Annotated in this window: 9 protein-coding genes and 1 pseudogene; 7 read left to right on the plus strand and 3 right to left on the minus strand. The window is 72.6% G+C overall.

Going from position 1 to position 12,118, the window contains the following annotated elements:
• Positions 1 to 3: 3 nt before the first annotated feature.
• Entirely contained in the window at positions 4 to 948 is a 945-nt protein-coding gene (locus C1I92_RS18385; protein ID WP_111256106.1) for a hypothetical protein, read from the minus strand.
• Positions 942 to 1,526: a hypothetical protein gene (locus tag C1I92_RS18390; protein WP_111256107.1), complete on the minus strand. Its 585-nt coding sequence runs from the start codon at positions 1,524 to 1,526 to the stop codon at positions 942 to 944. The genes C1I92_RS18385 and C1I92_RS18390 overlap by 7 nt, the downstream gene beginning before the upstream one ends.
• Positions 1,527 to 1,697: 171 nt before the next feature.
• Here C1I92_RS18390 and C1I92_RS18395 point away from each other — a divergent pair, with 171 nt between their 5' ends.
• The 5 genes from C1I92_RS18395 (at position 1,698) to C1I92_RS18415 (ending at position 9,247) form a co-directional block, all read left to right on the plus strand.
• A complete protein-coding gene (locus C1I92_RS18395; RefSeq protein WP_199521348.1) occupies positions 1,698 to 4,043 on the plus strand; it encodes a 5'-nucleotidase C-terminal domain-containing protein in 2,346 nt (781 codons plus the stop codon).
• 99 nt (positions 4,044 to 4,142) lie between these two features.
• Complete coding sequence (locus tag C1I92_RS18400) at positions 4,143 to 6,746, plus strand: ExeM/NucH family extracellular endonuclease (protein ID WP_111256109.1); 2,604 nt, start codon at positions 4,143 to 4,145, stop codon at positions 6,744 to 6,746.
• A gap of 154 nt (positions 6,747 to 6,900) precedes the next feature.
• On the plus strand, positions 6,901 to 8,235 hold the full coding sequence (locus C1I92_RS18405) for a dipeptidase (RefSeq protein ID WP_111256110.1): 1,335 nt from the start codon (positions 6,901 to 6,903) through the stop codon (positions 8,233 to 8,235).
• Complete coding sequence (locus tag C1I92_RS18410) at positions 8,235 to 8,789, plus strand: DUF1697 domain-containing protein (RefSeq protein ID WP_111256111.1); 555 nt, start codon at positions 8,235 to 8,237, stop codon at positions 8,787 to 8,789. The genes C1I92_RS18405 and C1I92_RS18410 overlap by 1 nt, the downstream gene beginning before the upstream one ends.
• Before the next feature lie 32 nt (positions 8,790 to 8,821).
• On the plus strand, positions 8,822 to 9,247 hold the full coding sequence (locus C1I92_RS18415) for a hypothetical protein (protein WP_111256112.1): 426 nt from the start codon (positions 8,822 to 8,824) through the stop codon (positions 9,245 to 9,247).
• 10 nt (positions 9,248 to 9,257) lie between these two features.
• Here the strand turns inward: C1I92_RS18415 and C1I92_RS18420 are convergent, their stop codons facing one another.
• Positions 9,258 to 10,091: an SDR family NAD(P)-dependent oxidoreductase gene (locus C1I92_RS18420; protein WP_111256113.1), complete on the minus strand. Its 834-nt coding sequence runs from the start codon at positions 10,089 to 10,091 to the stop codon at positions 9,258 to 9,260.
• A 78-nt stretch (positions 10,092 to 10,169) separates the two neighbouring features.
• Here C1I92_RS18420 and purF point away from each other — a divergent pair, with 78 nt between their 5' ends.
• Both purF and C1I92_RS18430 read left to right on the plus strand, forming a co-directional pair.
• The gene (purF, locus tag C1I92_RS18425; protein WP_111256114.1) at positions 10,170 to 11,708 is read left to right on the plus strand and encodes an amidophosphoribosyltransferase; all 1,539 of its coding nucleotides are present in this window, start codon (positions 10,170 to 10,172) and stop codon (positions 11,706 to 11,708) included.
• A 130-nt stretch (positions 11,709 to 11,838) separates the two neighbouring features.
• A pseudogene (locus C1I92_RS18430) lies at positions 11,839 to 12,118 on the plus strand (hypothetical protein); the annotation flags it as partial.

Consider the following 12,118-nt stretch of genomic DNA (forward strand, 5'->3'; position numbering starts at 1 on the left):
CGCCTACTCCTGGACGATCGCCTGGATCTCCGCGACCGGGATCGGCGTCGCCTGCCACGGGGTTTCGAACAACGCCGGCACGCCGTCGAGCTCCATGACCTCGCCGTTCAGCTCGAACCGGACCGTGTAGACGAGCCGCGCCTGGCCCTCGTAGGCCGGCTGCCCGTCGACGGTGACGCTGCCGTCGACCGACGCGTGCGGGTACACGTACGTGCAGGCGTCGCTCTGCTCGACGGTGAACGGGCAGGTCAGCGTAGCCGAGCCGTCGCCGGGCTGAACCTCCAGCCGTTCCGGCGTCGCGATCGCCACCAGGCCGGCCGCCGACGTGCCGGTCAGCTCGCCGGCGTCGGCGCCCTCGGCCCAGTACCAGGTGTCGAGCGTGACGTAGGCACGCTGCGGCGGGTTGAACGCCAGCTGGAAGTCCGGTGCCACGAGCTGGCCGAAGGCCTGGATCGCCTCCTCCTCCCAGTTGATGACGTCTTCCGGCGGCTCCAGATACTCCGGCGGTCCGTATCTCACGAGTTCTTCTTCAGGCGGCTGGGTGTAGCACGTTGTCACTGAATAGATCGCGTCCTCGGATGTGCCCGGCGGCCGCTCCGGCCAGTCCTCGGGGTCCGGCGCCGACGGCGGCGGAGCATAGACATAGCAGCTCACCTCGGCGCTCTCGCAGTAGGACCAGTCGTAGTTGAAGATCTCCTCGCGGCCGAGGTAGCACTCCGGCTCCGCGTCGCCGCCTCCGCCCTCGTCGTCGCCGCCGCCCTCGTCCCCGCCACCACCCTCGTCGCCGTCGCAGACGTTGACGTAGTCCCACACGCCGGGGCTGATCTCGACCAGCTCCATGACGCATTCCTCGGCCGCCGCGGGCGTCACGTGCACCGCGGTGATGACCATCGTCCCCACCACGGTGACGGCCGCCAGCAGCAGGCCGGTGAGCCGGCGGGTCAGCATGAGATCTCGCCTTCGGGTTCGATGGGATCGCCGATCAGCCAGGCGCCGTCGAGCAGCAACGCCTGGAACGCGACCGGATAGACGGTGGGCTTGTCGGGGTTGACCGGCAGCGGCTCGCCGTTCTGCGTCCCCACCCATGCGCTGTCGTCGACGCACGAACTGACCGTCCCCCGCTCGCCGTCGATCGAAACCGTGGTGTCGTACACCCGCGGCTCGCCGGAGAACCGGATGCCCTCCTGCTCGTAGGTCTCGGCGGTGTTCAGGTGCAGCGCGATGGTGGACTCGGTCGCGACGCCGGCGAACGCCTCGGGGCTGGTCTCGGGCCCGTTGACCGACGCGATCCGGGCGTCCCAGTAGGCCTCGTACGCGGCGAGGACGGCGGCCTCGGCGTCGGCGTCGGCGCCCGCGGCCGGGTCGCCGGACGGCTCGCCCGTGGGCGCGGCCGTCGGCGTGTCGTCGAGGCCGGCCGGCTCTTCGCCCGCCGACGAGCAGGCGGCGAGGGCCGTGACGGCGGCCAGGGCGGCCAGCGCGCGCGGCGCGATCGGGGACATCGTCCGGTGACGGCGGGTCCAGGTCACGACCCCGACCTTAACCGAACGGACCGACGGCGTGTCACGAATACATCTCGGCGCCGGGAGCTGTTGACGAGCGGCCGGGGTCGGGACAAGCCTGTGCCGTGGCGTATGCCGTCCGTTCACCCGGCGGAGGTAGCGTCGCCGCCGTCACATTGCCATGTAGGGGGTAGAAATATGCGCCTGACCAGGCGTTTCAACCGTGCCCTCGGCGCTGTCGCCGCCGTGGGCCTGGCCGGGGTCGGGCTCACCGCCGTACCGGCCGAGGCCGAGCCGGTGCCGATCGACATCCTCGCCACGAACGACTTCCACGGCCGGATCAGCGCGGACGGCCAGTCGGCCGGCGCCGCGGTCCTGGCCGGAGCGGTCGACCAGCTGCGAGCCGAGAACCCGAACACCGTCTTCGCCGCCGCCGGTGACCTCATCGGCGCGTCGACGTTCACCTCGTTCATCCAGCAGGACAACCCGACGATCGACGCGCTCAACGCGGCCGGGCTGCAGGTCAGCGCCGTCGGCAACCACGAGTTCGACCAGGGCTACTGCGACCTGATCGACCGCGTCATCCCGCGCGCGACGTGGGAGTACATCGGCGCCAACGTCGCGGTGCTCCCGGGCGCGGACACCGGCTGCGACACCGACACCGAGATCGCGCCGACCTGGACCGAGACGTTCGGCGACGTCGAGGTCGGCTTCGTCGGCGCCGTCACCGAGCACCTGCCCGAGCTGGTCACCCCGAGCGGCATCGCCGCGCTGGAGGTCGGCGACATCGTCGCCGCGACCAACGAGTCCGCCGCCGCGCTGAAGGCCGACGGCGCCGACATCGTCGTGCTGCTGGTGCACGAGGGCGCGCCGACCACCGCGTTCGAGGACGCCGTCGACCCGGGCAACGACTTCGGCGAGATCGTCAACGGCGTCAGCGCCGACGTGGACGCGATCGTCTCCGGGCACACCCACCTCGCCTACAACCACAGCGTCGAGGTGCCGGAGTGGGTCGCCGAGGACCGCGACGTCACCACGCGCCCGGTCGTCAGCGCCGGCCAGTACGGCTTCAACCTCAACAAGATCCGGTTCTCGTACGACGCCGCGGCGAACGGCGGCGCGGGCGCGGTCGTGGATGTCGAGTCCTCGATCCTGCCGCTGACGGAGCGCGACGCCGACGGTGTCTGGCAGCCGCTGTATCCGGCCGATCAGGCGGTCGGCGAGATCGTCACCGCCGCCGAGGACGCGGCCGAGGAGCTCGGCGCGGCGTCGCTCGGCACCATCACCGGCGACCTCTTCCGGGCGGCGCAGAACCCGACCGCGGACAACCCGACGCCGGAGAACCGGGGCGGCGAGTCCACGCTCGGCAACTTCGTCGCCGACGTGCAGCTCGAGGCGGCCCAGGTGACCGACCCGGAGACGCAGATCGCGTTCATGAACCCGGGCGGCCTGCGCGCCGACATCACGTTCGGCAGCAGCGGCGAGGGCGACCCGGACGGCAACGTCACCTATCGCGAGGCGGCGATCGTCCAGCCGTTCGCGAACACGCTCGTCACCACCACGCTGACCGGCGACCAGCTGGCCCAGGTGCTGGAGGAGCAGTGGCAGCCGGCGGGCGCGTCGCGGCCGTTCCTCAAGCTGGGCGTCTCGGCCGGCTTCACCTACACCTACGACCCGGACGCGGCCGCGGGTGAGCGGATCACGACGATGGAGCTGGACGGCGCGCCGATCGACCCGGCCGGCCAGTACCGCGTCGTCGTCAACTCGTTCCTCGCCTCCGGCGGCGACAACTTCGCCACGCTGGCCGAGGGCGCCGACTCCACCGACACCGGCCAGGTCGACCTGCAGGCGATGGTGAACTACCTGGCCGACAACTCGCCGGCCTCGCCCGACCTCGGGCAGCGCGCCGTGGGCGTCAACTGGGTCTCCGACCCCGACGCGGTGTACGCGCCGGGCGACGAGATCGCCGTCGACCTGTCGTCGCTGCTGTTCAGCCACGGCGAACCGGCCGACGCCACCGCGACGGTGACCCTCGGCGACACCGAGGTGGGCAAGGTCGACATCGACCCGGCGATCGTCGACACCACCGACGAGGTCGGCCGGGCGCAGGTCCGCGTCACCGTTCCGGAGGCGACGATGCCGGACACGACGGCCGCGGAGGAGACCGCCCTGGTGATCGAGCTGCCGGAGACCGGAACCACGGTCGCGCTGCCGGTGACGGTCGACTTCGGCGACGACCCCGGCACCGACGACGGGTCCGAGAACGGAGATGAGAACGGCGCCGAGAACGGCGATGAGAACGGCGCCGACGACGGGACGGACGACGGCGCCGACGAGAGCGGCGACGAGAACGGGTCCGACGACGGCGCCGACGAGAACGGCGCGGACGACGGGACCGAGGACGGCGACGAGCTGCCCGACACCGGTTCGTCCGGCGTGCTCTGGTGGGTCATCGGCGGCGTCGCCGTACTCGTGATCGGCGGCGCGCTGTTCGCCGTCTCGCGACGCAAGGGCAGCACCGGCGGCGGCGACCAGGCCGTCTGAGCACGGAGCACAGAGGAACGACACGTGGCGCCCCGCTCACCCGGCGGGGCGCCACGTCATCCCGAGGCCCCGATCCCTCGATCCCGAAAGGCGCCACCGATGCACACCACCCGACGTCCTCTCCGCTGGCTGGCGGCGGTCGCGGCGGCCGGCCTGGCCGGCGCGACCCTGGCCGCGGCCCCCGTCCTCTCGGCCGGCGCGGCCGAGGGCGACCCGTTCATCAGTGAGATCCACTACGACAACGCCGGCGCCGACACCGGCGAGGCGATCGAGATCCAGGCCGCGGCCGGCACCGACCTGACCGGCTGGCAGATCGTCCTCTACAACGGCAACGGTGGCGCGTCCTACAACACCCGCCCGCTGTCCGGCGCGGTGCCGGCGGCCGGTGTCGTGGTCGCGGACTACCCGGTCGACGGTGTGCAGAACGGCTCGCCGGACGGGATCGCGCTGGTCCGCCCGGACAACACGGTCGCGGAGTTCCTCTCCTACGAGGGCCCGATGACCGCCACCAACGGCCCGGCCGCCGGGATGACCAGCGTCGACATCGGTGTCTCCGAGGCCAGCTCGACGCCCATCGGGCAGTCGCTGCAGAAGGTCCAGGGCGCGTGGACCGGCCCGCTGGCGAGCACCTTCGGCGCGGTCAACGGCGGGGGCGGCGACCCGGACCCGGATCCGGAGCCGGCCACGATCCCCGAGATCCAGGGCACCGGTGCGGCCTCCCCGCTCGCCGGCGCCGCGGTCGTCACCAGCGGCGTCGTCACCGCCGTCTACCCGACCGGCGGGTTCGGCGGCTACTACCTGCAGACCGCCGGCAGCGGCGGCGACGGTCCGCGGACGGCGTCGGACGCGGTGTTCGTCTTCTCGCCGTCGACGGTCGCGCAGGTGGAGATCGGCGACCACGTCCGCGTCACCGGCGAGGTCAGCGAGCACTTCGGGCTGACGGAGATCGAGGTCGCCGCCGACGGGCTGGAGCCGCTCGCCGAGCCGGCCGAGGCGGTGAAGCCGGTGCCGTTCACGCTGCCGGGCACCGACGCCGGCCGTGAGGCGTACGAGGGCATGCTGGTCCGCCCGGTGGAGGGCTTCGCCGTCTCCGACACGTTCCAGCTGGGTGGCTTCGGCAGCACCGCGTTCGGCTCCATCGGCCTGGGCTTCGGCGGCCCGCTGGTGCAGGAGACCGAGCACGCCGCGCCCGGCACGCCGGAGTACGACGCGGCGGTCGCGGCCAACGCGGCGCGCGCCGTCACGCTCGACGACGGCCAGTCCAACCGGACGTCCACCAGCGCCATGGTCCCGTACCTCAGCAATGACGACCCGCCCCGCAGCGGCGCCGTCGCCACGTTCCAGGACGACGTGATCTTCGACTTCCGGTTCCAGTGGAACTTCCAGCCGACCGAGCCGGTCAACGGCCCGGCGCCGGACGTCGTCACGTTCGGCACCGGCAACACCCGCGCCGCGAACGCCGCACCGCAGGACGTCGGCGGCGACCTGAAGATCTCCGCGTTCAACGTGCTCAACTACTTCACCACGCTCGGCGTCGCCGTGCCGGGCTGCGAGGCGTTCACCGACCGCGCCGGCACCCCGCTCACCGTCTCCGGCGGCTGCGACGCGCGCGGCGCGTGGGACGAGGTGAGCTTCGAGCGGCAGGAGGCGAAGATCGTCGCGGCCATCAACGGCCTCGGCGCCGACGTCGTCGGGCTGGAGGAGATCGAGAACTCGCTCAAGTTCGGCGAGGACCGTGACGAGGCCCTGGCCACGCTGGTCGACGCGCTCAACGAGGAGGCAGGCCCGGGCACCTGGGCGTACGTGCCGTCGCCGGCCCAGCTGCCGTCCGACGAGGACGTCATCCGCACCGCGTTCATCTACCGGACGGAGGCGGTCGAGCCGGTGGGCGAGTCGGCCATTCTGATCGACCACCCGGCCTTCCACAACGCCCGCGAGCCGCTGGCGCAGGAGTTCCGGACCCTGTCCACCGGCTACGAGTTCACCACGATCGTCAACCACTTCAAGTCCAAGGGCGGCGACTGCGGCGACCTGCCGGAGGGCTGCTTCGACGCCGACCGCGTCGCGCAGGCGCAGGCCCTGGTCGCCTTCGCCGACGAGCGTGCGGCGGCGACGGGCACCGAGGACACGTTCCTGCTGGGCGACTTCAACTCCTACAGCGCCGAGAACCCGATGCAGGTGCTGTACGACGCCGGCTACACCGACCTCAACAACGAGTACGCCGGCGAACACACCTACGTGTTCGACGGCAAGGTCGGCTCGCTGGACCACGAGCTGGCCAGCCCGTCGGTCATCGAGCAGGGCCTCGTGACAGGCGTCGACGTCTGGAACATCAACTCGGTGGAGTCGGTGCTGTTCGAGTACTCGCGGCACAACTACTTCGCCAGCGACCTGTTCCAGCCCGGCACGCCCTACCGGGCCAGCGACCACGACCCGGTCCTGATCGGGGTCCAGACGCCGGTCACCTACGACGGCATCCGGTCCGTGGTGGAGCGCTACGCCGCCGACGGCACCATCAACCGGTCCCAGGCGGCGCAGCTGACCACGCACCTGTCGACCGCGCAGCGGCTGGCCGAGCGTGGCCTGGCCGGGCCGGCCGGCGTCTCGCTGGACCGGTTCGTCGACGTCGCCGAGCGGATCGCCGACGACGACGCCCGCGAGACGCTGCTCGCGGCCGCCGAAGCGCTGCGCGAGCAGCTGTAGAGCGCCATCGCCGCTGGCCGGCCCGGCCGGCCCGGCCGCCGGACGACGACGGCTCGCTTCGTCACCTGATCGTTCTCCAGAAGTGGATCAGGTGACGAAGCGGGACCGCCGGCCGGACCTGACCGGTGGGCCGACGGCCCCTAGAGTGTCCGGCATGACCGATCTCCGCGCCGCCGTCGAGGCCGTCCTCCCGTCCGTCCGCGCCGACCTCGAGCGGCTGGTGCGGATCCCGAGCATCAGCGCCGACCCGGCCCGGGCCGCCGACGTGCTGGCCAGCGCCGAGATGGTGGCCGAGCTGGCCCGCGGCGCCGGCGCCGCGCAGGCCGACGTCGTCAGCGTCGACGGCGGCGCGCCCGCCGTGATCGCCAGTTGGCCCGCGCCGCCCGGCGCGCCCACCGTGCTGCTCTACGCGCACCACGACGTGCAGCCGACCGGCCCGGCCGGCCAGTGGACCAGCCCGCCGTTCGAGCCGACGGAGCGCGACGGCCGGCTGTACGGCCGCGGCACGTCCGACGACAAGGCCGGCGTCGCGATGCACCTGGCGGCGCTGCGCGCGTACGAGGGCCGCCCGCCGGTCGGCGTCGTGCTGTTCGTCGAGGGCGAGGAGGAGATCGGCTCGCCGACGTTCGGACCGTTCCTGCAGGCCTTCCGTGACCGGCTGGCCGCCGACGTCATCGTCGTCGCCGACTCCGCGAACTGGACCGCCGACATCCCGGCGCTGACCACCAGCCTGCGCGGCCTGGCCGACTGCACCGTCACCGTCCGGGTGCTCGAGCACGCCGTGCACTCAGGCGTGTTCGGCGGGCCGGTCATCGACGCGCTCACCGCGCTGACCCGGCTGCTGGCCACCCTGCACGACGAGAACGGCGATGTCGCGATCGCGGGCCTGGTCGCGGACCCGCCGGCCGACGTCGAGTACCCGGAGGAGCGCTACCGCGCCGAGGCGGCCCTGCTCGACGGCGTCGCGCTGGCCGGCACCGGCCCGCTGGCCGACCGGCTGTGGAGCCGGCCGGCCGTGTCGGTGCTGGCCATCGACGCGCCCGCGGTGGCCGACGCCGCGAACATCCTGCTGCACGAGGCCAGCGCGAAGGTGAGCCTGCGGCTGGCCGCGTCGCAGGACCCGAAGGCGGGGCTGAACGCGCTGGTCGAGCACCTGCGCGGGCATGCCGGCCCCGGTGTCCAGGTCGAGGTCACCGACGGCGCCGTGGGCGGCGGCTGCGTGCTGCCGACGTCCGGCCCGGCGTTCGAGGCCGCCGAGGCCGCGCTCACCGAGGCGTTCGGCGTCCCGTCCGTCCGGGCCGGCATGGGCGGCTCGATCCCGTTCATCGCCGAGTTCCAGGAGGCCTTCCCCGCCGCGACGGTGCTGGCGACCGGCGCCGGCGACCCCGAGACCCGGGCGCACGGACTGGACGAGAGCCTGCACCTGGGCATGTTCGCCAAGGCCTGCCTGGCCGAGGTGCTGCTCCTGGACAAGCTGTCGGCGAGCTGATGTCCGGTCACGTCGCGCTGCTCCGCGGGATCAACGTCGGTGGCAGGAACAAGGTCGCGATGGCGGATCTGCGTGCGCTCGTCGAGGGGCTCGGGCACACCGGCGTGCGCACCTACATCAACAGCGGCAACGTCGTCTTCGCCGCCCCTGCGGGCGCGGGCCGGGACGAGCTGGAGACGTCGATCGAGGCGGCGATCAAGGCCGAGCTGGGCCTGGAGATCGCGGTGCTGGTCCGCACGCACGACGAGCTCGCCGCCGCCGCGGACGCGAACCCGTTCCCGGACGCCGAGCCGTCGCGGCTGCTGCTGAGCTTCCTGCGGACGGCGCCGGCGGCGGACGCGTACGCGGCGGCGGAGCGGAGCGAGTCCGGCGCCGACGAGTTCCGCGTCGACGGGACGACGGTCTACCTGCACGTTCCGGACGGCGCCGGCCGCAGCAAGCTGGCCGCGGCGCTGAGCAAGCCGTCGCTCGGCGTGGCGACGTCACGGAATCTGGCCACTGTCCGCACTCTGATACGACTGTCACAAGATGTGGGAAACGACGATTCGGACTGAACGGCGTGCCCGGGCGCTGACAGACTGCGGACATGGAGAACGAGGCCATCCTGCTGCAGGTGCGCCACGGTGAGCTGGTCGGCGTCGGTTCATGGGTGTACGTGTGGCTGCGGCCGGGCACGGACCGTCCGGTGGTCTACGTCGGCAGCACGGGCGTGCCGCCGGTGGTGCGGATCTGGCTGCACCTGCACGACACCGACCCCGAGGTCGGCCGCGTGACGGCCCGATATCCCGACGTCGCGCACGACCCGCTGGACGTGCTCGCGTTCCGGGTCCCGCCCCGGCTGGACCGCGCCGCGGTGAAGGCGGCGCTGGTCGACCGGCTGGAGACCCGCGGTCTGCTGTCCGACCGCTACTTCGGTGACCCGCCCGGCCTGCTCACCGCCAACGGCGCCGTCGGGCCCGCCGTCGAGTGGATGGCCGCCCAGGTGGCGGCACACGACGGCGACGGCGACTGATCCCGTCGGCTCAGGCGCGCCCGGCCAGCGCCCGCGCGACCAGCTCGTCGGACAGTTCGCGCAGCCGTCGCCGGGCCTGCGGGTCCAGCGCCTGCGGGTTCGGCGCCGCCGCCATCGTCTGGTCGTAGTAGATGCCGCTGACGTCGGCCAGGTCCGGGTCGGCGACCAGCCGCAGCGTCGCCTCGCCGCCGTCGTGCAGCGTGCTCAGCGGCGTCAGCTCGGCCTCGCGGACCATCGACGTCGCCATCAGCGTGGCCGGATGCAGCGCGTTCGCCGTGACGCCGGTGCCGCTCAGCTCGTCGGCGAGGTCGAGGGTGAACATGATCTGCGCGAGCTTGCTCTGCCGGTAGGCGCGGTAGCCGTCGTAGTCGTGGTCCAGCATCGGGTCGGCGAAGTCGATCGGCGCCTGGCCGATCGAGGTGACGTTGACGATGCGCGCGGGCGCCGCCGCGACCAGCGCCGGCAGCAGCCGCCGGGTGAGGTGGTAGCCGGACAGGTAGTTCACCGCGAACCGCAGCTCGACGCCGTCGGGGCTGAGCTCGCGCCCGGCGCCTGGTTCACCGAAGCCGACGCCGGCGTTGTTGACCAGCACGTCCAGGTCCGGGAACCGTTCCAGCACCTCGTCGGCCATCCGGTCGACCTGGCCGAGGTCGGCGAGATCGGCGCGGACGACGCCGACGGGCTCGCGGCCGCCTTCGGCCCGGATCTGCCTGGCCGTCTCGTCCAGACGCGCCGGATTCCGGCCGTGCAGGACGACCCCGACGCCCGTCGTCGCCAGCCGCAGCGCCAGCCATCGGCCCAGGCCATCGGTGGCGCCGGTGATCAGTACCGTCGTGGGGCTCATGTTCTAAGGCAACCACCCGGCGCCCCGGAGTTCTTCCCTGCGCTCGCAATCGAGGTGCGGCTCCGTACACTGGGTGCCGTGGCCCGGGGCGATGGACGACTCACGCACGACATCAACCCACAGGAGAAGGGACCGCAGGACGCCTGCGGGATCTTCGGGGTGTGGGCACCCAATGAAGAGGTCGCCAAGCTCACCTACTTCGGCCTGTATGCGTTGCAGCACCGCGGCCAGGAGTCCGCCGGCATCGCCGTCGGCAACGGTGAGCAGATCCTCGTCTACAAGGACATGGGCCTGGTCAGCCAGGTCTTCGACGAGTCGACGCTGAACACGCTGGTCGGCCACGTCGCCGTCGGGCACACGCGTTACTCCACGACCGGCGGCAGCCACTGGCAGAACGCGCAGCCGACGCTCGGCGCCACGCCGGCCGGCACCGTCGCGCTGGCGCACAACGGCAACCTCACCAACACCGCCGAGCTGTTCGACCTGGTCACCGAGCGGGCCGGCGCGGCCAGCGGCGAGCTGCGCTACGGCAACACGACCGACACCGCGCTGATCACCGCGCTGATGGGCTCCTACGCCGACCGCACACTCGAGGAGAGCGCGATCGAGGTGCTGGCGCAGGCGCGCGGCGCGTTCTCGCTGGTGTTCTCCGACGAGTCGACGCTGTACGCGGCCCGCGACCCGCAGGGCGTGCGTCCGCTGGTCCTGGGCCGGCTGGAGCGCGGCTGGGTGGTGGCCAGCGAGACGGCGGCGCTGGACATCGTCGGCGCCTCGTTCGTCCGCGAGGTGGAGCCCGGCGAGCTGGTGGCGATCGACGCCGACGGGCTGCGCTCGCACCACTTCGCCCGGCCCGAGCCGAAGGGCTGCCTGTTCGAGTTCGTCTACCTCGCCCGCCCCGACACCCACATCTCCGGCCGCTCGGTGCACGAGACCCGGGTCGAGGTGGGCCGCCGGCTGGCCGCGGAGCACCCGGTCGGGGCCGACCTCGTCATCCCGGTGCCCGAGTCCGGCACCCCGGCCGCGGTCGGCTACGCCGAGGCGTCCGGCATCCCCTACGGCATGGGACTGGTCAAGAACGCCTACGTCGGCCGCACCTTCATCCAGCCGTCGCAGACCCTGCGCCAGCTGGGCATCCGGCTGAAGCTGAACCCGTTGCGCGAGATCGTCGCCGGCAAGCGGCTGGTCGTCGTCGACGACTCGATCGTGCGCGGCAACACCCAGCGGGCCCTGGTGCGCATGCTGCGCGAGGCCGGCGCCGCCGAGGTGCACGTGCGCATCTCCAGCCCGCCGGTCAGCTGGCCGTGCTTCTACGGCATCGACTTCGCCACCCGCGCCGAGCTGATCGCGACCGGCCTGTCCACTGACGAGATCTGCCGCTCGATCGGCGCCGACTCGCTCGGCTACGTCGCGCTGGACGCGCTGATCGAGTCGACGACGGTGCCGAAGAACGACCTGTGCCGCGCCTGCTTCGACGGCGTCTACCCGATCGAGCCGCCGTCGCGGGCGGGCAAGGACGTGTTGGAGCAGGAGACGATCCCCGGTCTCGGAGATCCGTCCGACGGGCTGAACTCCCTGCTCAGCACGGGTGGAGCCGCCGATGCGCTGCAGCGTCCGTGAGGCCGGGTTGTGACAAATAGCCCGAAATGTGGTTGCCTGCTCCTCGGTCACGAAACGGTCTCGAGCTGAGGATGGGGGAAAGGTAGTGTCGCGGTCCCGTCATGGACGGACTCGTCATCGACGCGCCAAGATGCCCGCGCTCACCCGCCTGTCCGCGCTGAGCCGGCTGCCCGGATCCGGCCGCCGCCGGCTCGCCCTGCTGGCCGCGCCGGTCGTGCTGGCCGGCGCCGCCGTCGCCGGTGTGACGCTCTGGCCCGACGGCGCCTCGGGCGACCTGGCCGCCAACGCGACCACGACGCTCGGCATCCCGGAGCGCGACCAGGAGGCCAGTCGCGGCGAGCCTCGGCCGACGCTGCCGGCGGTGACGCCGAACGCGGCGCCCACGCCCACGGCGACGCCCACCCCGACAC

It is taken from the genome of Jiangella anatolica, from assembly GCF_003236295.1.
Taxonomy (GTDB): domain Bacteria; phylum Actinomycetota; class Actinomycetes; order Jiangellales; family Jiangellaceae; genus Jiangella; species Jiangella anatolica.